The organism is Moheibacter lacus, from assembly GCF_014042165.1.
Taxonomy (GTDB): Bacteria; Bacteroidota; Bacteroidia; order Flavobacteriales; family Weeksellaceae; genus Moheibacter; species Moheibacter lacus.
Map to the genome: position 1 here is coordinate 1490348 of NZ_JACDZE010000001.1, position 24438 is coordinate 1514785.

Sequence of the window (24438 nt, forward strand, 5' to 3'; positions counted from 1 at the left end):
TTACAATTCTTCTGCTTGTAAATGAACCAATTGAACTTGGGCCTTTTCTAAGAACTTTATACCCGAATTGTCTTTGTATTCTTCCAAATAAACCACGCGTGTAATCCCTGCTTGATGAATGAGTTTACTGCATTCTTTACATGGAGAAAGCGTGATGTACAGTGTCGCACCTTTACAGCTTTGGGTAGTGTTGGCCACTTTTAAAATCGCATTGGCTTCGGCATGAAGTACATACCATTTGGTGTAGCCTTCATCGTCCTCACAAGGGTTTTCAAAACCACTTGGTGTACCGTTGTACCCGTCCGAAATGATCATCCGGTCTTTGACGATGATGGCACCAACTTTCCGACGGTGACAATGTGATAATTTTCCCCATTCCAACGCCATCCGCAGGTAGGCTTTGTCGTATTTGAGCTGTTTGGCTTCCTTCATAGCCGCAAGTTAGAAAAAGAAAGGAAATGAAAAATTGATTTAAGAAAAATTTAAAGGTTCAAATCGACTTTTTCAATTTGAAATTGGCATAGCGTTTCACATCATTTGTTCCTCGGGTATAGACAATTTCTATTGCTCTGCCTTCATCACTTTTAAAGAGATCGATGATTTCCGGAAGAGAAATAGGGTCTCGTTTTTTTCCTTCTATCAGGATCACATCCGTTTTTTGTGGATCGTATTTTTCTTCAAATGAATTGACCTTAAAAACAGAAATTCGTTTGTCGTTGACCAATCGTATGGCGTCTCCTTTTTTCAATCCGGCGAGATCTGCAGGAGAGCCTTTTCTGATGTAGGCAACTTCCAAATAGGGCAAATCTGCATAAGGTTGGTAAAGTTCCAGCCCGGCTAAATTATAATGAAATTCTTCTTTAAAAAATCGGTTTTTTTTGATCCATAATTTTTTTTCTTGGTAGTCATAAATCGTATTGAATCTGCGTAAAACTTCCGAGCCTACGGTTCCGTTTCGGTTGTTACGGATCACATTTGAAACGGAAATGCTATCAGGGAAAGATGTGGTGAGATTTTTTAATTCGTATGCACCCAATTTCAAATTTGAAATTCTGGTTTTTTTGCCGTGAATTTCTCCGTTTAAGCCGTAACCGAGATAATCCTCGATGTGATTGTTTGGGATTTGGACTTTTTCTTTTTCAAATAGCCAAAGCGCATCGGTGCTTCCGGTATCCACCAGAAGTTGGAGGTCTACTTCATTTCCGGCAATTTGCGCATTGAGTTGGAGAAAGGGTTTTTTACCTTTAATTTCGATAGGAAGCGCATTATATTTTCTTAATTCCTTTTTTTTATGGAAGAAATTGGGTTCGTAGAAAATTACTTTATGTTTACCATAATTGATTTCGACTATAAAATCTTTTAAGATGTCATATCCGATGATACCATAAATAGGAATCCCAAATCGACCGCTTAAATCAAATCCTTCTTCGAAAATCAAAACGATGTCTGTGTGGTTGGAAACGGCTTTTCCCAATTGGATCGTGTTTTCTTTTGACGAATAAGCCTCAATTGTCTGGATGTCGCGTCCCAGACCGGAAACGCTGATTCTTTTGCCTTTTCTTAATTGAAAATGTTGGATGGCATTTAGGTTGGTGATGATGGTGTAGGGAGAGCCGGTGTCCAAAACAAAATTTAATGGAATGGAACCGTTGATGGAGATGGGCAGAATGACCAAATTTCCCACATGCTGAAACGGAATGGAAAACTTGTTCTTGCTCTTTTCGATTTCGAAATCTTGTCCGTGTAAATTTGTTAGGAAAAGAATTGAATTAAAAATCAATAAAATGAATTTCCTGTACATCAAATCTAATTTACAAATTTTCAGTTGGTTTGGGTAAAAATATTGCTTCTGTTTGAGCAGTTGGGAATTTGATACAGCAATCCTTTTCCTTGATGTGAAAACAAATTATTTTGAAATTAAATCAAACTTTGTTTGTCTTTGTAATTGAGGATAAGTAAGATGGTGATGAGCGTAATAAAGGCCCAAAGCGAACTTCCTCCATAACTGAAAAATGGAAGTGGAATCCCGACGGTTGGGAAAAGTCCCATGACCATGGCGATGTTGATGAAATAATGAATGAGAAAAATCGTGGCTACGGAATAACCAAAAAACCGGGAAAAAACGCTGCGTTGGTTTTCGGCGAGGTAATAAATTCGAAGGATGAAAAGTCCGTAAAAAATGACCAATAAAGTACTTCCTACAAACCCCCATTCTTCCCCAACTGTACAAAAAATATAGTCGGTAGATTGTTCCGGAACGAATTTTCCCATTTTTACCGTTCCTTGTAAATAGCCTTTACCGAGTAGATCTCCTGAGCCAATTGCGGTTTTGGAGTACAATAAATTATAACCGGAAGTGTCACGGAATTTTTTTTCGCCTTCAAAAAGCACCATGATCCTTTCTTGTTGATGTTTAGGGAGTTCTGAATAGATTTTGGAGGATGAAAGTGAAATGCCCGAAACGATAAAAAAGATGACAGTTGAGATGATTGCCGCTTCATAAGATTGGTTAGAACCAAACTCCGCACTCAGCATTTTATAAGGTGATTCTGCATTGTCGCGCAATATAAAATAGGAAACGGATAATGCGGAAAGGATAGCGATGACCAGACCAAGACCGGAATAGAAATACACATTGAAAGCCAGAACATCTGGTTTTACATATTGTTTGGCAGTCGGGTCTTCTATGGCGCCCAATTCAGGAAAAAACGTCTGGAGTAAAATCAAAAGGATGAAAAATGCCACCAATCCCATTTGGATACCCATGACATTTTTTAAAAGTTTACGGTTGTAGGTAAATCCAATGGTAATCAAACAAATGATCGAGGTTAAAAATCCGATTCCGGTGAGCACATAATAAGTAGGATAAGAGATAGAAAGCAAAAAAAGCGTTCCTCCGATAACCGGAATGAAAATGTACCAAGCTGAAAAACCTTCTCGATAAAGTGCTACAATAAAGGCGCTGAAAACCAGGACAGAACCCAAATCGGGCTGCATCAAGATCAGTCCAACCGGAATGGCGATGATTCCAAAAGCGGTTAATATGGTTTTTCGGGAATTGATTTCGACCGATGGTGAACTGATGAAATTGGCCAAAACCAGTCCGGTAGCGAGTTTGGCGACTTCAGCTGGTTGGAAACTGACGAATCCGAAATTGAACCAAGCTTTGGCTCCGTTGATTTCTTTTCCAAAAATGAGGACGGCTACCAATAAAATCAATGCGCCGAGGTAAAGAATAGGACTATAAACTTCAAAAAAATTGGAAGTAATCGATGATAAGGAAAGCAATCCGATGATGACGATAAAGCTTAGTCCGAAAAATAAAAGTTGTCTTTCTCCTTTATCAGGTTCCACAGAATAAATGTTCATAATCCCGAAGGCTATGAGCATCAGGCACATGATAATCACCGTCCAATCAATTCCTCTTAATGATCTGTTTTGGCTCAACTTTATTCTTTTTTATTTTTTTCCAATTTGGTACTATCCGGTTTCTCAGGTTCTACATACCAACCTTTACGTTTCATATAAGCGATGAACTGTTTTCTGTATTCGCCTTCCAAACTTCCATTTACCATCCTCGTTTCCAAATAGGTCCGTTTGATGGTATCCGTAATATATTTTTCAGCAACCAGTGTTGCCATAGGGCCTGCCCAACGCGCTCCCCAATATCCGTTTTCAACGATCACGGCTACCACAATTTTTGGATCTTCCACCGGTGCGATCAATGTAAACAACGAATGGTCTTGTCCATGCGGATTTTGGGCGGTTCCTGTTTTACCGGCTTGTGTGAAATCTTTGGAACGAAAGGATCGGGCGGTTCCGTTGGTGAAAACCATTTCCATTCCTTCCAAAACCGGAGTAAAATACCGGGCATCCACCAGAGTTTTTTTCATTTCGGTAAAACGTTTATCCGATTGGGGTTTTCCATCGATTTCTTTGACGATATGCGGAGTGTAAAAAGAACCTCGGTTGGCGATAATGGCAGTAAAATTGGCCATTTGGAGGGGAGTTGTCGTGATGTCTCCTTGCCCCATTCCGTTAAAAATCATTTGGTAGGGTGTCCATTTTCCTTCTCCAAATCGATTGTTGTAAAATTTTCCGGAGGGAATTAATCCTGAACTTCCCACTGCCAAATCATTGTTCAAATAAACCCCCAAACCGAAACTGCTCATGATTTCTTTCCATTCGTTCATTCCTTTGGCATAATCAGACGGATATTTCTGGACGATGTCGCGGTAGGCTTCGGAGAAATAATTGTTACAGGATTTAGCGATGGCAAGTCTTAGATGAAGTGGGCGGTAATATTGGCCACAGTGACAGCCTATCCGCATACGGCCATACCGAAAACCATGTTTGCAGACATAACCCGTAGAGTCTGCATCAACTACGCCCATTTGCATTGCAGCAAGTGCGGTGATCATTTTAAAAGTAGATCCCGGCGGATAAGTTCCTTGTGTTGCGCGGTCATAGTTGGGCATGGAAATCGTATCACGTAAAATCGCATTTCGGGAATCGGATTTCAAGTATAAATTGGGGTCAACGGTTGGCGCAGTAGCCATGGCCAAAATTTCACCTGTTTTGGGGTCGAGTGCAACGATGGCACCTCTTTTATTTTGTAATAATTTTTCGGCGTAAGATTGTAATTCGTAGTCGATGGTCAGGGTGATGGTGTTGCCACTTTTTGCAGCTTGGTCGTATTCGCCATCTTTATAAGGGCCCACTGATTTCATCAATCGGTCTGCAACATAATTTTTCACCCCTTTTACACCACGTAATTCCTTTTCATAAGATTTTTCAACTCCCGAAATCCCGACCAAATCTCCCGGTTTATAATAAATAGAATCTTTTTTTATGTAGGCTTCGTTTGCTTCGTTGATGTATCCTAATATGTTTCCGGCGGTATTGACCATGTATTTTCGTTCCGGTCTTTTTACGATGGACATAGAAGGGTAGAGGTAGAGTTGCTCTTGAATTCGGGCATAATTCTCTCGCGAAATATTTTTGATCAATGGATAAGGGGAAAGACCTCGGTAGTGTTTTTCATTTTTGATTTGAATCATTCGCTTATGAAAATCTTTCACGTTTATTCCCGCCATTTCACAAAAAGCAGCTGTGTCAAATTCTTCAGTAATTAAAGCCGGTGTGACATCTACTTCATAATTATAGGCATTACTTACGAGAAGTACGCCGTTTCGATCGAGAATATCTCCTCGGTTGGGAAAAATGATTTCTTGTTTGATCGAGGTATTGATGGCGTTGAGTTTGTATCGGTCTGTAGAGAGTTGAAGGTAATACAACCGCCAAACAAACAAACCAATAATCATCAAAACAATAGCTGAGATTACATAAATCTTTTTCATCTTTCCGCCCTCTTTCTAAACAAAATTAAATAGAAATATGCAAATAAGAGGGTAAATCCTACACTGGAAATCGTTCGGATCATGATACCGCCAAAGTTGGCGAAGGACAGACTTTCTACAAAAAAGAGCAGAAAATGGTGGATGAAAACCATCAAAAAAGTATAGATGATCCATTGGCCAACACTAAAATCGGAATAGCGAAATTCTTCCAATTCAAAAAATTTGGTACCCGAAACCATACGTATGATGTATTTGCTAAGAAATCCGATGGTCAAACAGGCAAAAGCATGGATGCCGCCCGTGTCTTCAAATATATCTACTCCCCAACCCAATAAAAAACAAAGAATTAGAAATAAATATCGATTTTGATTGGCCGGGTACAATAAAATGAAAAGGACATAGATGTAAGGTGTTGCAATTTGATTAAAATTGAGTTTACTGAAAAGAAAGCTTTGCAATAAAACCAAAATAATAATGAGTATAATATTTCCTAATAGTCTAAGGGTTAGCATTTTGTGTTATACTGTCTGTTTTTTCTACTTCTATGATTTCTTGTTTTTCCAAATTGACTACTACTTGCGCATATCGTAGCCTGGCAAAATTTTCTTTTAATTTTATGCGAATATCCAATTCTCCCGTCACTTCGTCTATTTTTGAACTGAATACTGTCCCGATCATGATTCCACCGGGAATTACACCCGATTTCCCATCGGTCTCGATGGTATCACCTTTTGCAACCTCGATGTATTTTGGGATTTCTTGTAATTTGGCAAATCGAGGATCTTTTCCGTCCCAAGATAGCATTCCGAAATATTGATTCTTTTTGAGCTGTACAGTAGTTTTGGCATTTGGATTTAAAAGGGACATCACACGTGCATAATTGTTGGAAGTATTATACACATAACCGATGACACCATTTCCTGAAATGACACCCATGCCTTTTTCAATCCCATGCCGAGCTCCTTTGTTGATGGTCAGCATATTGTATTTTTTCATCACAGAATTATTGATGATCTGCACAGGGACAAATCGATAGGTTTGATGAAAAGCGGCATTGTTGATTGGGCTGCTTTTGAGTTTGGATTCGGAAATTTCTCCTTTTAATAATTCCAATTCTCTACGCAAATCGGCATTTTCATTTTGCAATTCTTTGTTGTCATCTTTTAAATGGATGAATTGCGTAGCGCCGGAAATTCGTTGGTCTACATAGCCGCTAAATTGCGTACTTGCTTTATCCATTACTGATTTATGGTAAACTTTTTGTCGAAATGTGAACAAAAATGCCAACAAGGATAGCAAGACGTAAAATAGTAACAATCCATTCTTGATGATGGGGTTAAGGATGAATTGCATAGGCTAAATTATTTCATTAAGAAAGTGAACTTGTCGATGTTTTTCAGCGCAATTCCCGTTCCGCGTACTACCGCTCTTAAAGGGTCATCTGCTAGAAAAACTGGCAAACCGGTCTTTTTTGAAATCCTTTGATCCAATCCGCGGAGCATAGATCCACCACCTGCCATATAAATTCCGGTATTGTAAATATCGGCTGCCAATTCAGGTGGAGTTTGGGATAAAGTTTCCATAACAGCGTCTTCGATGCGTAAAATGGATTTATCCAAAGCTCTGGCAATTTCTTTATAATTTACCGTGATTTCTTTTGGTTTTCCAGTGATCAAATCACGTCCTTGAACCGCCATGTCTTCTGGCTCATGCTCCAAATCTTCTATGGCTGCTCCAACTTCGATTTTCACACGCTCTGCAGTTCGTTCACCTATATAAAGATTATGATGACTTCGTAAATAATAAGCGATATCATTGGTAAAAACATCCCCTGCAATTTTAACGGATTTGTCACAAACAATTCCTCCCAATGCGATCACTGCAATTTCTGAAGTTCCTCCTCCTATGTCGATGATCATGTTTCCTTTTGGTAATTGGACATCGATTCCAACTCCTATTGCTGCAGCCATCGGCTCATAAATCAGTCGGACATCTTTTGCATTTACATGCGCCGCCGAATCTTTCACCGCACGCTTTTCAACTTCTGTAATTCCGGAAGGAATACAAATCACGATACGCAATGAAGGAGAGAAAAACTTACCACGAATCCCCGGGATTTGTTTGATGAATTCACGAATCATAAATTCAGAGGCCTCAAAATCCGCAATTACACCGTCTTTTAACGGGCGTATGGTTTTGATATCGTCATGGGTCTTCCCTTGCATATGCTTGGCTTTTTCCCCAACGGCGATTACTTTATTGGTTCGTCTGTCTATCGCCACTATGGACGGACTGTCTATAACTACCTTGTTGTTGTGTATGATAAGTGTGTTGGCAGTACCTAAATCGATAGCTACCTCTTGCGTGAAAAAATTAAATAACTTCATCTAAAATCTAAAACTTTTATTCGTTTGGTAAGTGCTTACAAAAATAGATAATTTATAACGAGATAAAGAAAGGAAAAATTGTCTTTTTTCTGAAAAATTTACGATTTGTCAACAGTTTGGAAAATGAAGAAATAAAAAAAGACTAATAATTTGATTTTCAGATTCATAAAATTTGCTTGATCACACGAAGTTTATGAGAGTACATTTGGGAGTCTGTATTGAAAATTCCGGTAGAATCCATAGGGTCAATCCTCACTTTTCCATGCGCATGGATGATTTTGTTTTCTTCCAAAATGATCCCGACATGGATGATTTTTCCTTCCGGATTGTCAAAAAATGCCAAATCTCCTGGTTCAGCTTCTTCCACAAAGCTAAGTGCATGGCCTATTTCAGCTTGTTGATAAGCATCTCTTGGTAATTTAATCCCAGAAAACTTATACACTTGCTGCACAAGTCCGGAACAATCGATACCGAAAACCGATTTACCACCCCACAAATATGGCGTGTTTAAAAACAGTAAAGCCAAATCTGGGATGGTCGATTTCTCTAATTTCCCACTAAAAAATTCTCCTAAATATTCCATTTCCAAACTCCCAAACTTGATTTTTCCATTTTCAAGATTTGGAAGAGAAACCGCCATCGGAAGCGTTACTGGATTGTCTTTTTCTACTGCCAAATTGAAACTTTCTGATGCGTATTTTTCAATTCGAATCGAATTGAATTCTTCTTCCGAAATCTCCAGAAACTGTTTGCTATCTGCCCAACCTTCATAACCATCAAATTCGGCTTTTATTTTGACCCAATTTTTTTTGGATTCGAGGATGTTAACTTTTTCTCCAAATAAAATTTGGCTGACCATCTCAGATTGATCAGAACTTTCAGCCCGCAAAGGCGCAACACTTACTTGACAAATCGCAAATTTCATTTTTTTCTAATTAAACTAATTCCATCACGGATCGGCAAAATGATGGTTTCTACCCGATCGTCATTTGCAACTAAATCATTGAATTCTTTTAAAACGATGGTGTCTTTGTCTTTGGGTTTTGATTCTTCCAGCACTTTTCCGTACCATAAAACATTGTCCGCCAAAATCACACCACCGGAATTCATTTTTTCAATTACTTTGTTGAAATAATTGATGTAATTCGATTTGTCGGCGTCGATAAAAACCAAATCAAAACTTTCATCTAATTCGTCCAAAACATCCAGCGCATTTCCGATTTGGATTTCGATTTGCTCCGCAAATTCAGATTCGGCAAAATATTTTTTGGGAAGATACATCAATTCTTCATTTCGGTCAATGGTGATGATTTTTCCTGTTTTTTGTAATCCTTCCGCCAAACAAAGTGTTGCATAACCTGTAAAAGTACCAATTTCCAAAATTCGGTTTGGGCGAATCATTTTCGAAATCAAACTCAACATTCGACCTTGATAAGCGCCGGAAAGCATTTGGGGTTGGGTAGTTTTTTGAAAAGTTTCTTTCTCTAAACGATTTAGTAAATCCGAAACCGGAGTCGTGTTTTGATTCAGATAATTTTCGAGTTCATTTGATAGAAATTCCATCCAAAATCCTTTTAATTCCTACAAAAATACATTTTTAGATTCAATATTTTGTATTTTTATCCGCAATCAAAACAAACGACAAATGATCAATAAAAAAGTAGCAAACGTTCAAGTTGCACTCGAAGGTGTTAAAGACGGTATGACCTTTATGCTCGGTGGATTCGGGCTTTGCGGAATTCCAGAAAATATCATCGCAGAGCTCGTTCGTTTGAACATAAAAGACATTACTTGTATTTCCAATAATGCCGGAGTGGATGATTTCGGTTTAGGGTTATTGTTGCAAAAAAAACAAATCAAAAAAATGGTTTCGTCTTATGTTGGCGAAAACGCAGAATTTGAACGCCAAATGCTCAGCGGCGAAATGGAAGTTGAATTGACGCCGCAAGGAACTTTGGCCGAGAAATGCCGCGCTGCACAACACGGATTTCCGGCAGTTTGGACACCGGCTGGATTTGGGACGGAAGTAGCGGAAGGAAAAGAAACCCGTGAGTTTGAGGGAAAAATGTATGTGTTGGAACACGCTTTTAATGCTGATTTTTCTTTTGTGAAAGCTTGGAAAGGCGATGAAGCCGGAAATTTGATTTTCAAAGGAACAGCACGAAATTTCAATGCGCCGATGGCAGGTGCCGGGAAAATTACGGTTGCAGAAGTAGAAGAATTGGTTCCGGCAGGCGAATTGGATCCCAATCAAATCCACATTCCCGGAATTTTTGTCCAAAGGATTTTCCAAGGAGAAAAATACGAGAAACGGATTGAGCAAAGGACAGTAAGACATAGAAGCTAATTAATTTTGATGGAAGATGGAAGCAGGAAGATGGATGATTTCAAAACATCCAGCCCCCATCATCCAACATCCAACAATAAAAAATATGTTAACAAAAGAGCAAATAGCACAACGCATCGCAAAAGAATTAAAAGATAAATATTTCGTGAACCTCGGGATCGGGATTCCGACTTTGGTGGCGAATTACATTCCCGATGGAATCGAAGTCGAATTCCAAAGTGAAAATGGCGTTCTCGGTATGGGACCGTTTCCGTTTGAAGGCGAAGAAGATGCCGACATCATCAATGCCGGAAAACAAACCATCACGACGATGGCAGGCGCTTCCTTTTTTGATTCGGCGATGAGTTTTGGGATGATACGTGGAAAACACGTGGATTTAACCGTTCTCGGTGCGATGGAAGTTGATCAAAACGGTGACATTGCCAACTGGAAAATTCCGGGAAAAATGGTGAAAGGAATGGGTGGCGCGATGGATTTGGTGGCTTCAGCAGAAAATATCATCGTGGCGATGATGCATACCAATAAAGTAGGCGAATCTAAAATTCTCAAAAAATGTACACTTCCCTTGACAGGCGTAAATTGTGTAACAAAAGTCGTGACCGATTTATGTGTGATGTCGGTTGAAGATGGAAAATTCAGATTATTGGAAAAAGCACCGGGCGTTTCGGTAGAGCAGATTCAAAATGCGACGGAAGCCGATTTGGTAGTGGAAGGAGAAATTCCGGAGATGGTTTTTTGATTAATTTGAAAATGAAAATTCCTTTAATATTAATCTTTTTATTGTTTGGTACTAATTCTTTAATAGCTCAGGAATGTATTTTTCTTCCTGACGGAAAATATAAGGTCTTACCAAATAAAGAATTTCCTCATTATAATGAATATTTAATGGAAATTAGAGGAGATGAATTTATTTCCCATCAAGACAGCTTACAAGTTTTTAAAATAGTTAAAAATTATTGCTTTTTTAAATTAGAAAATACAGATTTAGAGGAAGATGATTTTACAGAATTAGATAAAATGTTGAATGAACAATCTCTCGGTTATAAAATTCTTCGATCAGAAAAAGGAATATATGATTTTGTTTTATATTCTATTAGCTTAAAAGGTCAAGTATATTCAGGTAAATTCATCAGAATTGAAGATGAAAATTAGAATTCAACATTCAAAATTTAGAATTAATAATGTTTGAGCATTTTTTTACTTGTCCGCATTGTTGGGAAAGGATTTCGATGTTGGTCGATACTTCGGTTCCGTATCAGAAATATGTGGAAGATTGTGAAGTTTGTTGTAATCCGTTGGAAATTACAGTGAATTCTGAGGAAGGAGAAATTGTCGGATTTGAGGTGAATGAATTATAAATTAAAAGACCTCGGGTTACGAGGTCTTTTGATGTTAAAATGTTGTCAATTAGGGAGGCGGTAAATTTCCAAACTTACTTGGTTATCGGTTAAAAGGCTAAGGTTAACTCCTCCGGTTTCTACTGCAAATGTCAGTGTTTCGCCGGCGTTTAATTCAACGAGTGATGACATAGAGGTTGAGGTGACCGGAACTGCCAATAATGGTACAATTAACTCAACTCTTACGGCGTCAAATAATTTTTCTTCCCATATTTCCGTTCCATTTTTAATCAACCCTAATCTTTTGTTTCCTAAAACACTTAAATCAACTCCACCTTCTAGTTGAACTTCATAATTTACTACATAAATACCAGATTCTTGCGCGGTAAAAACTCCTTCTACAAACAAATCTTCATCTCCAATTCGGGTATCATCTGCTCCGGTCAAATTGATTTTATACCAATTGGAGCCTGTGATTCCGAGATTTAGAAGTGACCACCCACCATCTTTACTCGCAGAGTATGCAGATGAATTGCCAGTAAATAAAATGGCTGGATTGATGGCGAGAACTTCGTTGTCACCTGTTGCGGATTTGTCAATCAATAAAATCGATTGATCTGGAGTTAAAGAAGTTGCTTGAGAGGTTGCGCGAACTTTTAAATTTCCATTAATGTCCAAAGTAGCTTGTGGATCATCAGTCCCAATTCCAACCTGTGCGGTTGAGAATGTCATAATAGATAATCCTAGAGTAAGAGAGAATAGATTTTTCATATTATAAAAATTAGTAATTAGCATAATTATTATAATAGGCTCAAAGAAATGGGCAGAGAGTCCTAACAGATGATTGTTAAGATTATAGGATAGATAGGTAGGGTAAATATAAGGGTAATTTCCCCAAAAAAAAAATCAATAGAGGGGAAATAGGAAAAACCCTATTTTACATCAAAAGCATCGCGCAACACATTTCCAAAAACATTAAAAGCCAAAACCAAAAGCATAATTGCGATTCCGGGAAATAATGCCAAATGCGCTTCGCCGATGATAATGTGCGAATAATTTTCTTTAATGAGATTTCCCCAAGAAGGCGTTGGTGGCTGTGCTCCGATTCCCAAAAAACTCAATCCGCTTTCTACTAAAATCGCCGCTGCAAAATTCGCAGCAGAAATCACAATGACAGGTGCGAGAATATTCGGTAAAATTTCTTTGAAAATAATTCTTAAATCAGAAAAACCCAAAGCACGAGCGGCTTCTACAAATTCACGTTCGCGGTAGCTGATGAATTGTCCACGAACCACACGTGCGACTTCTACCCACATTGTTAAACCAACTGCAATAAAAATCTGCCAAAATCCTTTTCCGATGGCCAAAGTAATCGCGATGACCAAAAGCAAAGTGGGAATTGACCAAACGACATTGATGAGCCACATAATGAAATCGTCAACTTTCCCACGATAATATCCGCCGATGGCGCCAATGGGAATTCCGACAAAAAGAGAAATGAAAACCGCGATAAACCCAATCAAAAAAGAAATCCGTGTTCCTATGACCAACCGCGAATAAAAATCACGACCATAGGCATCGGTTCCGAAAATGAATTTCTTTTTATAGATAAAATCATTTTCGACCTCCGATTTGGGAATGCCTTTGTCGGTCCATTCTTTCAAAGAAATCTTAGTCAATTCTCCTGTTAAACCTTGTCCCAAATAAGGGATGTAGGAAACGGAATCGGCTTCAATTTTATAGGAGTCAATTGCAACTTGCTCGGTTTCTATATCTTTTCCAAAAAAGAAATCTGAAATAGAATTGGTCTTTGTGTAATTGTCCAATGGGATTTCCAGCAACAATTGTTTAAACCCCATGGGTTGATGCGCAATGATTACATTTTGTTGATTGGCATTTTTGACTTTGTCACCTGAAAAAAAATAGGCGAAAATGGTGATGAATGCTGCCAAACAAATTAAAAGAAACGAAGCCACACCCAATAGATTTTTTTTAATCTTTCGGATAGCGGCTTTGTTAAATGATTCGGCAGATTGGGTCATTAATTTTTATGAAATGTCTTTCAAAATATTGACAGATTCTTCTAAATAGAAATCATCTGATAGGTTTTTATGCCAATTTTTTCTTCGTTCTTGTAAGACTGTATCTTGTTTAAATTTAGGTAGTTCGAAGGCTGGTGAACTCACTTTAAGACGGGATTTGTAAACGTCTATGGAGTCAAATTTTTTGGCTTGTTTTTCACGATTCTCACGAACGGCTTTGTATTGCTCTAAATTCAATGAAATTCGGTCAATTTTTTCCAATTCTTGGTAATGTCGAGCTGCGTCATCAATTAATTTCAAATAGGAATTATTTTTAAGGCGTTCAGCGCTTTTTGATTTTACCATTTCCATATTAAAAGTTGAGGCCCAAGGAGTGAAATTGATCGCTTTGATTTGGTCCCAAGGAAGAGCATCGTGAGAATTAGATTCGCTGATATCCGAATACATCAAGAAATCACTCATTACTACATCAGGTGTTACACCTCTAAGTTGGGTTGAACCTCCGTTCACTCTATAAAATTTCTGAATGGTCAGCTTTAAAGAACCGTATTCGTCCGGATTATAGGTGCGTTGATCTAGTGGAATAAAGGTTTGAACCGTTCCTTTTCCAAAAGTTTTGTTACTTCCAACGATTACTGCGCGTTGGTAGTCCTGCATGGCAGCAGCGAGGATTTCAGAGGCAGAAGCGGAAAGTTCGTTGACCATGATCACAAGAGGACCGTCGTATAATACAGAAGGATCTTTGTCTTCATGTATGCTCATCTGACCATCGCTTCTACGGACTTGAACGATCGGGCCTTTCGGAATAAATAAACCTGCGATTTCGACTACTTCTTCTAGAGATCCACCACCATTGAATCTTAAATCGAAAACCAATCCTTTGATGTTTTCTTTTTTCAATTCAATGATTTCTTTTGTGATGTCTTCTGAAGGATCGCGTCCATTTCGGTCATTAAAATTGGTGTAAAATTCAGGTAAATAAATGATCCCATATTTTTCGCCACCATCTTCTATGATCGCACTTCTGGCAAAAACTTCATCTTGTTCGATTACATCACGGATCAATTTGATGTCTTTGATGGAACCATCTTTCTTTTTTACGGTCAAAGTAACTTCTGAACCTTTTTTACCGCGGATGTGTTTGATCGCCTCGTCCAACAGCATGCCTACGATGTTAACCGGATCTTCGCCTTTTTGTTTTACATGGGTAATTTGATCACCAACTTCTAATTGACCGTCTTTCCATGCAGGTCCACCAATCACCAATTCCATGATAGTGGCATGACCTTTTTTGTCTTGGAGACGAGCGCCGATTCCTTCTAATTGTCCCGAAATGGAAACGTCAAATTCATCTTTATCATCAGGTGAAAAATAACTGGTATGTGGGTCATATTTCTCCGTAAATGAATTGACATAATGGGTCAGATACCGTTCTTTTTTTAATTGCAATTGTCTTCTGAAGAAATCAGAAATATTGTCCGCAACAACTTCTCTTGCTTCTTTTTCTAGTTCTACAAATGATTTATCGACATTGGTAGAGTCTTCTTGAAGTCTGATTAATTCAGTCAGCGTATTGTATTTTAGAAATTTTCGCCACAACTCTTTGGATTCTTCTTTGTTTTTAGCGTATTGAATGACTTCGTCTCCAATTAAGAAATCTTCATCTTTTGAGAAATCAAAAGGTTTTTTTAAAATTTCTTCCGAATAAACCTTTGTTTCAGCAAATCTTTTGAAAAGCGTATCGATTGTGGCGTGGAAAAATTTTAAATCTTGGTTGTTAAAATAATCATCGAGATGATGATAGTCTTTTTTGAATTCATCATAATCGGACTGTAACAAATAGCGTTTGTTGCCATCGATTTTTTCAAAATACATATTGAAAACATCTTCTGAAAAATTGTCGTTTATAATCTGCGGACGATAATGCATATAGGTCAGCGTGTTACGGACATTTTTCAAAATGGTTTTTATCTTCGAATCATCTGTTGCAGAGCCTCCGGGAGTACAAAAGCAAAAAGCCAAAAAACACATAGAAAGAAATGACAACAGCACAAAAGTTTTTCTCATCAGCATATAGAATCCTTGTTAGGTAATGATTAAATTTAGAATCAAATATAAAGCCAAAAAATAGATTGCCTACATTTGACAAATAAACTTTCAAATATAAATGAAATCTGAGCAAAAACCATTAATTCTAGTCACAAATGATGATGGGATTACTGCGCCGGGAGTTCGGGCGTTGATCAAAATGATGAATGAAATTGGCGAAGTCTATGTAATAGCGCCCGATAGTCCGCAAAGTGGAATGGGACATGCCATTACCATCAATTCCACATTATTCTGCGAGAAAATGAAAATCGACGATGGCGAACAGTCCGAGAGGGAATGGGCTTGTTCCGGAACACCGGTCGATTGTGTGAAATTGGCGATTACCAAAATTTTACCTCGAAAACCGGATTTATGTGTTTCCGGAATCAACCATGGTTCCAATTCTTCGATCAATGTGATTTATTCGGGGACGATGTCTGCGGCGGTAGAAGCCGGAATAGAAGGCATTCCTGCGATCGGATTCTCTTTATGTGATTTTTCTTATAGTGCCGATTTTTTAGCAGCCAAAAAGTTCATTCAAAAAATCGTCAGAGAATCCATCAAAAACCAAATGCCAAAAGGAATGGTGCTGAACGTGAATATCCCAAAACTTCCGGAGGAAAAGCTGAAAGGAATCAAAGTTTGCCGACAAGCAAAAGCAGTCTGGGTGGAGGACTATGTGGAAAGAAAGGATCCAAGAGGTAGAACTTATTATTGGATGACCGGCGAGTTTAAAAATTTGGACAAAGGCAAAGACACAGACGAATCTGCATTAGAAGAAGGATATCTGTCAGTTGTTCCAATCCAATATGACATGACTGCCCACCATTTTATTTCTGATTTGAATCGGTGGGATTTTTAATTAGCTACCAATAAAAAAAGAGCCAAGTGGCTCTTTTTTAAGGTCAATTCGTTTTAAGGGATTGATCTAATTTCCGCAAAATAAATTCATTAAAATTAAACATGAATTTGATTTAGAAAAAAGTTGAATCAAAAAGTCTTCTATTCTTAAATCAACTTGTTAATTTCTTAAAATATCTTAACACATTGAATTGTAGATATATAAAAGTTTTGGTTTAGATCGAATCCACCTTAAATCTTAATGTTTTTTTTTATTCTTTCTCTCCGATTTTTTTGATTTCGTCGCCTGCTTTTTCGAATCCTTCTTTCACTTCGCTTGAGGCTTTTTTTACGCCTTCTTTGGTGTCTTGATAAGCTTCTTTTGTAGCGTCGCCGACATCATTTGCGACATTTTTAGCGCCTTCAAAGGCGTCATTTGCGCCTTTCTCGACAGCATCAGCAGTTTGATTGGACTTTTCTTTTATATTTTCCCAAGCTTTTTTTGCATCATCTCTTGTTTTTTGGGCTGCGGCTTCAGCTGCTTTGTCGCCGCTTTCTATGGCTCTTTTTAAATTTTCCTCCGCCTCTTTCCAATTGGCTTCAGCTGTGTTTAGTTCTTCTGACGAATAGCTTTCGATGACAACAGAGTCATTTGCGGTGCTGTCCGTGATGATGATTTCATTTTCAACTGTTTTTTCTTTAGGTTCACAAGAAAAAAATACGATAGATCCTGTCGAAAGTAATGCGATTAAAAGTGATTTTGAATTTTTCATAATTTAAGATTTTGGATATTATAGAAAACAATTTCAGTGCCAATTTATTTTCAGTATGAAATTAAACCGGAAAGAATTTTATTTTTTCTACCTTTAAAAACTAAACTTTAATCCGAATGATTCAGATTCAAATCATCAATGGTCCGAACTTAAATTTACTAGGAAAAAGAGAACCGGAAATTTATGGTTCTACTTCTTTTGAAGATTATTACAATCGTTTGCGCAAAGATTTCCCAAATGTTTCTCTCCATTATTTTCAATCCAATCATGAAGGAGATTTGATCGATAAATTACATGAAGTCGGGTTTGTTTATGATGGAATTGTACTCAATCCGGGTGCTTATACGCATTATTCTTATGCGATAGCTGATGCGATAAAAGCGATTTCTGTTCCGGTTGTTGAGGTGCATATTTCTGATATTAATGCACGGGAAGATTTCAGGAAAGTTTCTGTTACCGGTGACAATTGTAAAAGAATTATTTCCGGAAAAGGTTTAGAAGGTTATAAATTGGCGGTGGAAGATTTACTTCAATAAATCAGAATTTACCTTTTAATTCTTCGTTTAAGTGCGTGATGTAATTCAGTAGTTCCATGCGACCGATTCTTCCAGATGCAGAAGTCGTAAAAATTTGAGGCATAGATTCCCAGGTTTTTAGCATTTCTTTTCTGTAATTCAACAATGCTTTTTGCAATGCTGTACTGCTGATTTTATCGATTTTTGTAAATACCATGGAAAAAGGGATTTGGTTTTCACCTAACCATTCCATGAATTCTAAATCAATTTTTTGAGGTGGAATTCTACAATCGATGAGTACGAAGGTATTGATCAAATTGGGGCGTTGGGTCAGATAATTGGTAATCATTTTTTCAAATTGACCTCTTTTGACTTTCGAGACTTTTGCGTAACCATAGCCTGGAAGGTCAGTTAAATACCAACTTTCATCCATCGAAAAAATATTGAGAAGCTGGGTTTTTCCAGGTGTTCCTGATGTTTTTGCTAAATCTTTGCGTTGCGCCAACATATTGATCAACGAAGATTTGCCGACGTTTGAACGACCGATAAATGCGTATTCGGGTTTATTCGGCTCCGGGCAATCTGACCATTTGGGGGCGCTTTTTATAAATTCAGGATTTAAATTCATTTAACCGGAGCAAGTTGTTTCTCAATTAACCATTTTTCCAATAATTCATTGAATAATTCAGGATGTTCCATCATCGGAGCATGCCCACATTTGTCTATCCAATATAGACTAGCATTGGGTAGTCCTTCATTAAATTCTACCGCAACTTCTGGAGGTGTAACATTGTCTTGTTTCCCCCAAATTAAACAAACAGGAGTGAAAATGTCTTTGAGGTCATTTTTCATATTGTGTTTGATGGCGCTTCTTGCGATGTATAAAGTTTTAATGGCTTTTTTGCGATCGTTTACCGTTTCAAATACATCATCCACGATTTCTTTTGTTGCTACCGCAGGGTCGTAAAAAACTTCTTGTGTTTTTTTAAGGACGTAATCATAGTTTCCACGTTTTGGGAAAGTTTCACCAAATGATTTTTCATATAAACCGGAACTTCCCGTTAAACACAATCCTTTTACCAATTCAGGATGTTTGTGTGTGACAACCAATCCTAGATGACCTCCAAGTGAATTTCCTACTAAAATAGCCGGCTCTTGAACGATTTCCTTAATAAATCTGGCGACAAATTTCGCGATACTGGAAACGTTTGTGTTCAATAATGGGTAACTGTAAATAGGCAATTCCGGAGCAAAAATCTTATAACCTTGTTTGGAAAAAAATTGCATTAGTGACCCGAAATTACTCAATTCTCCCATCAATCCATGCAGCAAAACGATGGGCGTTCCCTCGCCCTCTTCTATATAGGAGAATTTTTTTGACTTCTTAAGTTTTAAAAGCATTCCACTTTTGTGTTTGAAACAAAAGTACATAATTCTAAATAAAATTCTAAAAAATTAATTTTTCACCTGACTAAACCTCCAAAACAAAAAGATTAACCAATTGATTTTCCACTCTATACTTCTGCATTTATTTTTTATGGCGGATTGGCTTTGAGGTGGTAAAAGTTTTCAACAAAGTGGTATTTAGTGGTAAATAATGGTAAAAAGTTTTATACTTTTGATAAAAATTTCAATTTGAAGCCATTGATAGGGACACATGAATGCAAAGTTGACGCAAAAGGTCGTCTTCCGCTTCCTTCCGGTTTGAAAAAACAACTGGCTGGGGTATTGGAAGATGGGTTTGTGTTGAAGCGTTCTGTGTTTCAAAAATGTTTGGAATTGCATCCGATGGGTGAGTGGAATAAAGTGATGGAGGATGTCAATAAATTGAATCGATTTGTAAAGAAGAACAATGATTTTGTCCGGCTTTTTACGGCAGGATTAAAAGTAGTGGAAGTAGATGGAAATGGAAGAATTCAAATCGCCAAAGATTTGATTTCTTATGCCGGAATAGATAAGGAAGTGGTCTTGTCTCCCAATGCGATGGTGTTGGAGATTTGGGATAAAGACAGTTATGAAAAGGTGGTGGATATTGAAGAATTGGACTTTGCGTCTTTGGCGGAAGAAGTGATGGGTAATGTGAAAAATGAGGAAGATGGAGTATCATAAGCCGGTTTTGTTGATGGAAAGTATAGATGCACTCGTGGAGAGCTCTTCCGGAGTTTATGTGGATTGTACCTTTGGAGGTGGTGGGCATTCAAAAGAGATTTTGAGTCGTTTGGATGAGCGTGGGAAATTGATTGCTTTTGATCAAGATGAGGATGCTTGGGATAATGCCATTCAAGATGATCGTTTTGAGTTGGTCAAACAAAATTTCCGATTTCTGAAAAACAACCTTCGTTATTTAGGAATAAAGAAAGTGTCCGGAGTTTTGGCGGATTTGGGTGTGTCTTCTCATCAATTCGATACTGCTGAGCGCGGGTTTTCCATCCGCTTTGATGGAGATTTGGATATGCGGATGAATCAAAATCAAAAATTGACTGCGGCTAAAATTCTCAATTCTTACGAAGAGGAAAAATTGGCTGATGTGTTTTTTTATTACGGAGAATTAAAATCAGCCAGAAGGATGGCGCGTGAAATAGTTTCTGAAAGAAAATTGAATCCAATTCGCACCATCGGACAATTGAAACAAATATTTCATTATATCCCCAAAAACAAAGAGAATAAAATACTTGCACAGCTTTTTCAGTCCCTCAGGATTGAGGTGAATGATGAAATGGCGGCTCTTCGAGAGCTTTTGATTCAGTGTGGAGAAATAATTGAGCCTGGAGGGAAATTGGTGATGATTTCTTACCATTCACTCGAGGATAGGCTAGTGAAACGCTATATGAAAACGGGACTTTTTGAAGGCGAACCGGAGCGTGATATTTATGGAAATTGGGAAGCACCTTTTAAAGTAGTGCAATCCAAAGTGATCATTCCTGATGGTAATGAAATCGAAGAAAATCCAAGAGCGCGTAGTGCTAAAATGCGTGTCGCAATAAAAAATTAACCGATGGCTAAAAACAAAAAAAGTAACATCAATTTTAAGGATATCTTAAAAGGGAAATTTTTGGTTGACGACGGTTCTTTGCAGAATTGGCGATTTGTGATGTACCTGGTTTTTTTGGCATTCATCAGTATTTCCAGTTCACATTGGGTTGATAAAAAAGTAGTGAAAATCAATAAGTTGGATGAAGATGTTTCCAATCTTAAAGCGCAGTTTACAGATGCGCATCGATTGCTTATGAAAATGCAGTTGGAGCCTGAGATAATGAAAAAATCGGAAGCCATCGGTATAAAGTTAACAGATGAACAGCCGTATGTGCTAATTAAAAAAGTGTATGATCAAGAACCGTAAAAATTTATTGGTTAGAGGTTATGTGGTTGGCTTCGGGCTTTTGCTGATTGCCATTGGGGTTTTGTATTCCATGGTGAAAATTCAAATTGCGGAAGGTCAAAAGCTAGATGATTTCGCACAGCAAAACTTTCGATTGTCTACAGAATCAGCTGAAAGAGGAAATCTCTATGCTTCAGATGGAGATTTGCTGGCAACAACTGTTACCATTCACAATATTTATTTAGATTTAACTGTAGTCAAAGACGAATTATTTGAAGCAGAAGTTGGGGTGTTATCAGATTCACTTTCTCGTATGTTTCAAAAGCCGGCAGCTTATTTCGAACAAAAATTAAGAGCAGAAAGAAAAAAGAAAAATAGATACATGACCTTGATAAAAGGGTTGGATTATCAAGATTATTTACGGATCAAATCATTTCCAATTTTTAGAGAAGGACAAAACAAAGGCGGATTTATCCATGAAACCAAACCCAAAAGGGAATTGGTGTTGGAAGATGTCGGGGCAAGGACGATAGGGTACGATGATAGTCGCGGAAAAACAGGTTTGGAAGGTGCTTATTCGCATGAATTAGCAGGAAGAGAAGGTAAGCGATGGGAACAGTTTATGGGGCGTGGACAATGGAAGCCATTTAAGTCTTGGGAACAAGAACCGGTAAATGGTTCAAATGTTTATACCACTATAGATGCTGGAATGCAGATTGCGGCTTATGCAGCATTGCAAGAGCAATTGATTGAATTTCAAGCGGAATATGGTTGCGTAGCTGTGATGGAAGTGGAAACCGGGAAGATTAGGGCAATCGTTAATTTGAAAAGAATTACAGATTCGGTTTATTCGGATGTTTACAACTATGTGGTGGGAGAAGGTTCAGAGCCTGGCTCAACTTTTAAAACGGTTTCGATATTGGCAGGGTTAGAAAATGAAAAATTCACACCTGAAACCACTGTAAATACCGGTAATGGATCCTATCGATTGTACAATAGAACCATCAGAGACACACATGGTTATGGGACTATTGATGTTGAAAAGATTTTAGTAAAATCTTCAAACATCGGAACGGCTAAATTGATCAATGCCGGATATGGAAGTGATCCGCAAGAATATTTTGATCAATTGGAAAAATGGAATTTAACGAAACCATTGGGGATCGATATTCAAGGTGAAGCCACGCCTCAATTCCACAAGCCAACTGACCCCAACTGGAGCAATATTACACTTCCTGTCATGTCCTATGGTTATGGATTTAAATTGACGCCTCTCCAAATTTTGACTTTTTACAATGGGATTGCCAATGGTGGAAAGTTGTTAAAGCCATTGTTCATAGATAAAATTGAGAAAAGCGATGGACAAGTAATCGAATACAAACCAAAAGTTTTGGTGAAACGCATGTCCTCTGAAGAAAATATAAAAGCTGTAACTGAAATGTTGAGAAAAGCGGTAGCTGAAGGAACTGCCAAAAATATATTTACTGAACATTACGAAATCGCAGGTAAAACCGGAACGGCTCGTGTCGAATACTGGATCAAAGACCAAAAAATGCGCTATCGGGCTTCATTTGCAGGATTTTTTCCGGCCGATAAACCCAAATATACTTGTGTCGTAATTGTTCATAAACCGACCAATAACAAAGGCTATTATGGCGGAACAGTAACTGCGCCTGTTTTTAAAAAAATTGCGGATTGGGTGTATTCACGTACGCCAAAAGAAACGCCGGAACTCCCAAAATTGGTCAATGTTGAGAAAATTTTAAATAGCACGCCTGCATTCAAAGCAAATTTTGAAAGTCAAAAAATACCAAATGTAATCGGGAAAAGTGGCGAATCTGTAATTCCGGCTTTGGAGAATTTAGGTTTGGAAGTAAGGTATACCGGAATAGGAAAGGTGGTCAATCAGTCTTTGCCAGCTGGTGTGAAATTTAGAAAAGGAGAAACAATTTATTTGGTTTTGGAAGGATGAAATTAAAGGATTTATTACATGGCGTTAAAATAATTGAAACCATAGGTTCCACTGATTTGGAGATTTCGGCTGTGCAATTTGATTCGAGAAAAATTGAATCCGATTCTCTTTTTGTTGCACAAAGCGGAACACAAGTGGATGGTCATGATTTTATCCAAAAAGCAATTGAATTAGGCGCTGTAGCAGTCGTTTGTGAAAGAATTCCGGCTGATTTGAATCCAAATATAGCGTATATTTTGGTTGAGAATTCCGCGATCGCACTTGGTTTCATCGCTTCGAATTTATATGGAAATCCAACGCAGAAATTAAAGCTCATCGGCATTACAGGTACTAATGGAAAGACCACAACGGCAACATTGACTTATAATTTGTTGGAGGCTTTAGGTTATCCGACGATTTTGGTTTCGACCATCCGAATTTTAATCCATGGAAAAGAAATTCCTTCTTCCCATACGACGCCTGATATTTTGACTTTGAACAAAATTTTCAGTGAAGCTGTAAGTGCAGGTTGCGAATTTGCAGTGATGGAAGTGAGCTCGCATGGCATTCATCAAAATAGAATTGCTGGTTTGCATTTCCAAATGGGTGTTTTTTCCAATATTTCGCATGATCATTTGGATTACCATAAAACCTTTGCCCAATACATCAAAGCAAAAAAGCAATTCTTCGATCATTTGCCAAAGTCAGCTGATGCATTGACCAATATCGACGATAAAAACGGAATCGTGATGTTGCAAAATTCGGCTGCAAAAAGATATTCGTACGCATTAAAAACCGACGCCGATTTCAAAGCCAAAATTCTCGAAAATCAATTTGAAGGAATGTTGCTTTTATTGGATGGGAAAGAATTCTGGACGCCTTTGATCGGACAATTTAATGCTTACAATTTATTGGCGGTTTATTCCATTGCAAGATTATTGGGATTTGAGCAAGAAGAAATTTTGACACAACTCAGCACTTTGAAAAATGTAGACGGACGGTTCCAATCTTTTATAACAGAAAGCGGAATTGTAATCATCGTGGATTATGCACATACACCAGACGCTTTGGAAAATGTATTGAACACCATTCAAAATATCCGTACCAGAAACGAAAAGTTAATAACGGTTGTCGGTTGCGGCGGTGATCGCGATAAAACCAAACGACCGGAAATGGCAAGAATTGCATCGGCAGAATCAGATTTGGCAATTTTCACCTCTGACAATCCAAGAACGGAAGATCCTGAAATCATTTTAACAGAAATGGAAGCAGGAGTTGAACCACAAAATTTCAAAAAAACACTCAAAATAACCGATCGCAAAGAAGCCATCAAAACGGCTTTGAAGTTGGCGGAGAAAAACGATATCCTTTTGATCGCCGGAAAAGGCCATGAAACCTATCAGGAAATCCAAGGAGTAAAACATCATTTTGATGATATGGAAATCACGAAAGAATTAAGCAATCAACTCAATAAATAAC

26 protein-coding genes are annotated in these 24438 nt (G+C 37.9%); 11 read left to right on the forward strand and 15 right to left on the reverse strand.

Annotation, left to right across the window (positions count from 1 at the left end; all coding sequences use genetic code 11):
- The 9 genes from HU137_RS06945 to HU137_RS06985 all read right to left on the reverse strand — a co-directional run bounded on the left by HU137_RS06945 (position 1) and on the right by HU137_RS06985 (position 9310).
- Positions 1–432 carry a deoxycytidylate deaminase gene (locus tag HU137_RS06945; protein WP_182043055.1) on the reverse strand — a complete coding sequence of 144 codons (432 nt, stop codon included), beginning with the start codon at positions 430–432 and terminating at the stop codon, positions 1–3.
- Positions 433–490: 58 nt separating this feature from the next.
- Complete coding sequence (locus HU137_RS06950) at positions 491–1801, reverse strand: aspartyl protease family protein (protein WP_182043056.1); 1311 nt, start codon at positions 1799–1801, stop codon at positions 491–493.
- Positions 1802–1917: 116 nt separating this feature from the next.
- The gene (rodA, locus tag HU137_RS06955) at positions 1918–3447 is read right to left on the reverse strand and encodes a rod shape-determining protein RodA (protein ID WP_182043057.1); all 1530 of its coding nucleotides are present in this window, start codon (positions 3445–3447) and stop codon (positions 1918–1920) included.
- Between the two features lie 2 nt (positions 3448–3449).
- A complete protein-coding gene (mrdA, locus tag HU137_RS06960) occupies positions 3450–5360 on the reverse strand; it encodes a penicillin-binding protein 2 (protein WP_182043058.1) in 1911 nt (636 codons plus the stop codon).
- A complete protein-coding gene (locus HU137_RS06965; protein ID WP_182043059.1) occupies positions 5357–5872 on the reverse strand; it encodes a rod shape-determining protein MreD in 516 nt (171 codons plus the stop codon). Before HU137_RS06965 ends, mrdA begins: the two co-directional genes overlap by 4 nt.
- Positions 5859–6713: a rod shape-determining protein MreC gene (gene mreC, locus HU137_RS06970; protein WP_182043060.1), complete on the reverse strand. Its 855-nt coding sequence runs from the start codon at positions 6711–6713 to the stop codon at positions 5859–5861. The genes HU137_RS06965 and mreC overlap by 14 nt, the downstream gene beginning before the upstream one ends.
- 8 nt (positions 6714–6721) lie before the next feature.
- Positions 6722–7747, reverse strand: a complete 1026-nt coding sequence (locus HU137_RS06975; protein WP_182043061.1) for a rod shape-determining protein — start codon at positions 7745–7747, stop codon at positions 6722–6724.
- A 163-nt stretch (positions 7748–7910) separates the two neighbouring features.
- Entirely contained in the window at positions 7911–8672 is a 762-nt protein-coding gene (locus tag HU137_RS06980) for a C40 family peptidase (RefSeq protein WP_182043062.1), read from the reverse strand.
- Positions 8669–9310, reverse strand: a complete 642-nt coding sequence (locus HU137_RS06985; RefSeq protein ID WP_182043063.1) for an O-methyltransferase — start codon at positions 9308–9310, stop codon at positions 8669–8671. The genes HU137_RS06980 and HU137_RS06985 overlap by 4 nt, the downstream gene beginning before the upstream one ends.
- An 82-nt stretch (positions 9311–9392) precedes the next feature.
- Between HU137_RS06985 and HU137_RS06990 the strand changes: the two genes are divergently transcribed.
- From HU137_RS06990 to HU137_RS07005, 4 genes are all read left to right on the forward strand, one after another.
- Positions 9393–10094 (forward strand): CoA transferase subunit A, encoded by a 702-nt coding sequence (locus tag HU137_RS06990; RefSeq protein ID WP_182043064.1) that lies wholly within the window; start codon positions 9393–9395, stop codon positions 10092–10094.
- An 85-nt stretch (positions 10095–10179) separates the two neighbouring features.
- A complete protein-coding gene (locus HU137_RS06995; protein WP_182043065.1) occupies positions 10180–10833 on the forward strand; it encodes a CoA transferase subunit B in 654 nt (217 codons plus the stop codon).
- Between the two features lie 11 nt (positions 10834–10844).
- Positions 10845–11246 (forward strand): hypothetical protein, encoded by a 402-nt coding sequence (locus HU137_RS07000; RefSeq protein WP_182043066.1) that lies wholly within the window; start codon positions 10845–10847, stop codon positions 11244–11246.
- Between the two features lie 29 nt (positions 11247–11275).
- Complete coding sequence (locus HU137_RS07005) at positions 11276–11452, forward strand: CPXCG motif-containing cysteine-rich protein (protein ID WP_182043067.1); 177 nt, start codon at positions 11276–11278, stop codon at positions 11450–11452.
- Positions 11453–11497: 45 nt separating this feature from the next.
- Here HU137_RS07005 and HU137_RS07010 read toward each other — a convergent pair whose 3' ends face one another.
- The 3 genes from HU137_RS07010 to HU137_RS07020 all read right to left on the reverse strand — a co-directional run bounded on the left by HU137_RS07010 (position 11498) and on the right by HU137_RS07020 (position 15540).
- Positions 11498–12202, reverse strand: a complete 705-nt coding sequence (locus tag HU137_RS07010) for a hypothetical protein (protein WP_182043068.1) — start codon at positions 12200–12202, stop codon at positions 11498–11500.
- Between the two features lie 161 nt (positions 12203–12363).
- Entirely contained in the window at positions 12364–13473 is a 1110-nt protein-coding gene (locus HU137_RS07015) for an ABC transporter permease (RefSeq protein WP_182043069.1), read from the reverse strand.
- Between the two features lie 6 nt (positions 13474–13479).
- Complete coding sequence (locus tag HU137_RS07020) at positions 13480–15540, reverse strand: carboxy terminal-processing peptidase (RefSeq protein WP_246361488.1); 2061 nt, start codon at positions 15538–15540, stop codon at positions 13480–13482.
- 100 nt (positions 15541–15640) lie between these two features.
- On the opposite strand from HU137_RS07020, the gene surE reads away from it, so the two are divergent.
- Complete coding sequence (surE, locus tag HU137_RS07025) at positions 15641–16423, forward strand: 5'/3'-nucleotidase SurE (protein ID WP_182043071.1); 783 nt, start codon at positions 15641–15643, stop codon at positions 16421–16423.
- A 250-nt stretch (positions 16424–16673) separates the two neighbouring features.
- Here the strand turns inward: surE and HU137_RS07030 are convergent, their stop codons facing one another.
- Entirely contained in the window at positions 16674–17174 is a 501-nt protein-coding gene (locus HU137_RS07030) for a hypothetical protein (RefSeq protein ID WP_182043072.1), read from the reverse strand.
- Positions 17175–17290: 116 nt separating this feature from the next.
- On the opposite strand from HU137_RS07030, the gene aroQ reads away from it, so the two are divergent.
- Positions 17291–17710, forward strand: a complete 420-nt coding sequence (gene aroQ / locus HU137_RS07035; protein WP_182043073.1) for a type II 3-dehydroquinate dehydratase — start codon at positions 17291–17293, stop codon at positions 17708–17710.
- Position 17711: 1 nt separating this feature from the next.
- On the opposite strand, the gene yihA is transcribed toward aroQ, so the two are convergent.
- Both yihA and HU137_RS07045 read right to left on the reverse strand, forming a co-directional pair.
- Positions 17712–18317, reverse strand: coding sequence for a ribosome biogenesis GTP-binding protein YihA/YsxC (gene yihA, locus HU137_RS07040; RefSeq protein ID WP_182043074.1), 606 nt, complete (start codon positions 18315–18317; stop codon positions 17712–17714).
- A complete protein-coding gene (locus HU137_RS07045; protein WP_182043075.1) occupies positions 18314–19090 on the reverse strand; it encodes an alpha/beta fold hydrolase in 777 nt (258 codons plus the stop codon). The genes yihA and HU137_RS07045 overlap by 4 nt, the downstream gene beginning before the upstream one ends.
- 234 nt (positions 19091–19324) lie before the next feature.
- Here HU137_RS07045 and mraZ point away from each other — a divergent pair, with 234 nt between their 5' ends.
- The 5 genes from mraZ to HU137_RS07070 are packed head-to-tail and all read left to right on the forward strand — an operon-like array spanning position 19325 to position 24437.
- Positions 19325–19798 (forward strand): division/cell wall cluster transcriptional repressor MraZ, encoded by a 474-nt coding sequence (gene mraZ, locus HU137_RS07050; protein WP_182043076.1) that lies wholly within the window; start codon positions 19325–19327, stop codon positions 19796–19798.
- Positions 19776–20681 carry a 16S rRNA (cytosine(1402)-N(4))-methyltransferase RsmH gene (rsmH, locus tag HU137_RS07055; RefSeq protein WP_394367599.1) on the forward strand — a complete coding sequence of 302 codons (906 nt, stop codon included), beginning with the start codon at positions 19776–19778 and terminating at the stop codon, positions 20679–20681. The genes mraZ and rsmH overlap by 23 nt, the downstream gene beginning before the upstream one ends.
- A gap of 3 nt (positions 20682–20684) precedes the next feature.
- Positions 20685–21029, forward strand: a complete 345-nt coding sequence (locus HU137_RS07060) for an FtsL-like putative cell division protein (RefSeq protein WP_182043078.1) — start codon at positions 20685–20687, stop codon at positions 21027–21029.
- The gene (locus tag HU137_RS07065) at positions 21013–22980 is read left to right on the forward strand and encodes a penicillin-binding protein (RefSeq protein WP_182043079.1); all 1968 of its coding nucleotides are present in this window, start codon (positions 21013–21015) and stop codon (positions 22978–22980) included. Before HU137_RS07060 ends, HU137_RS07065 begins: the two co-directional genes overlap by 17 nt.
- The gene (locus tag HU137_RS07070) at positions 22977–24437 is read left to right on the forward strand and encodes a UDP-N-acetylmuramoyl-L-alanyl-D-glutamate--2,6-diaminopimelate ligase (protein WP_182043080.1); all 1461 of its coding nucleotides are present in this window, start codon (positions 22977–22979) and stop codon (positions 24435–24437) included. The genes HU137_RS07065 and HU137_RS07070 overlap by 4 nt, the downstream gene beginning before the upstream one ends.
- Position 24438 lies beyond the last annotated feature (1 nt).

Excerpts from the sequence above, each read along its gene's own strand:
- HU137_RS06945 (WP_182043055.1), bottom strand. The coding sequence starts at position 432 with ATGAAGGAAGCCAAACAGCTCAAATACGACAAAGCCTACCTGCGGATG.
- HU137_RS06950 (WP_182043056.1), bottom strand. The coding sequence starts at position 1,801 with ATGTACAGGAAATTCATTTTATTGATTTTTAATTCAATTCTTTTCCTA.
- mrdA (WP_182043058.1), bottom strand. The coding sequence starts at position 5,360 with ATGAAAAAGATTTATGTAATCTCAGCTATTGTTTTGATGATTATTGGT.
- HU137_RS06965 (WP_182043059.1), bottom strand. The coding sequence starts at position 5,872 with ATGCTAACCCTTAGACTATTAGGAAATATTATACTCATTATTATTTTG.
- mreC (WP_182043060.1), bottom strand. The coding sequence starts at position 6,713 with ATGCAATTCATCCTTAACCCCATCATCAAGAATGGATTGTTACTATTT.
- HU137_RS06975 (WP_182043061.1), bottom strand. The coding sequence starts at position 7,747 with ATGAAGTTATTTAATTTTTTCACGCAAGAGGTAGCTATCGATTTAGGT.
- HU137_RS06980 (WP_182043062.1), bottom strand. The coding sequence starts at position 8,672 with ATGAAATTTGCGATTTGTCAAGTAAGTGTTGCGCCTTTGCGGGCTGAA.
- HU137_RS06985 (WP_182043063.1), bottom strand. The coding sequence starts at position 9,310 with ATGGAATTTCTATCAAATGAACTCGAAAATTATCTGAATCAAAACACG.
- HU137_RS06990 (WP_182043064.1), top strand. The coding sequence starts at position 9,393 with ATGATCAATAAAAAAGTAGCAAACGTTCAAGTTGCACTCGAAGGTGTT.
- HU137_RS06995 (WP_182043065.1), top strand. The coding sequence starts at position 10,180 with ATGTTAACAAAAGAGCAAATAGCACAACGCATCGCAAAAGAATTAAAA.
- HU137_RS07000 (WP_182043066.1), top strand. The coding sequence starts at position 10,845 with ATGAAAATTCCTTTAATATTAATCTTTTTATTGTTTGGTACTAATTCT.
- HU137_RS07005 (WP_182043067.1), top strand. The coding sequence starts at position 11,276 with ATGTTTGAGCATTTTTTTACTTGTCCGCATTGTTGGGAAAGGATTTCG.
- HU137_RS07010 (WP_182043068.1), bottom strand. The coding sequence starts at position 12,202 with ATGAAAAATCTATTCTCTCTTACTCTAGGATTATCTATTATGACATTC.
- HU137_RS07015 (WP_182043069.1), bottom strand. The coding sequence starts at position 13,473 with ATGACCCAATCTGCCGAATCATTTAACAAAGCCGCTATCCGAAAGATT.
- HU137_RS07020 (WP_246361488.1), bottom strand. The coding sequence starts at position 15,540 with ATGAGAAAAACTTTTGTGCTGTTGTCATTTCTTTCTATGTGTTTTTTG.
- surE (WP_182043071.1), top strand. The coding sequence starts at position 15,641 with ATGAAATCTGAGCAAAAACCATTAATTCTAGTCACAAATGATGATGGG.
- HU137_RS07030 (WP_182043072.1), bottom strand. The coding sequence starts at position 17,174 with ATGAAAAATTCAAAATCACTTTTAATCGCATTACTTTCGACAGGATCT.
- aroQ (WP_182043073.1), top strand. The coding sequence starts at position 17,291 with ATGATTCAGATTCAAATCATCAATGGTCCGAACTTAAATTTACTAGGA.
- yihA (WP_182043074.1), bottom strand. The coding sequence starts at position 18,317 with ATGAATTTAAATCCTGAATTTATAAAAAGCGCCCCCAAATGGTCAGAT.
- HU137_RS07045 (WP_182043075.1), bottom strand. The coding sequence starts at position 19,090 with ATGCTTTTAAAACTTAAGAAGTCAAAAAAATTCTCCTATATAGAAGAG.
- rsmH (WP_394367599.1), top strand. The coding sequence starts at position 19,776 with ATGAGGAAGATGGAGTATCATAAGCCGGTTTTGTTGATGGAAAGTATA.
- HU137_RS07060 (WP_182043078.1), top strand. The coding sequence starts at position 20,685 with ATGGCTAAAAACAAAAAAAGTAACATCAATTTTAAGGATATCTTAAAA.
- HU137_RS07065 (WP_182043079.1), top strand. The coding sequence starts at position 21,013 with ATGATCAAGAACCGTAAAAATTTATTGGTTAGAGGTTATGTGGTTGGC.
- HU137_RS07070 (WP_182043080.1), top strand. The coding sequence starts at position 22,977 with ATGAAATTAAAGGATTTATTACATGGCGTTAAAATAATTGAAACCATA.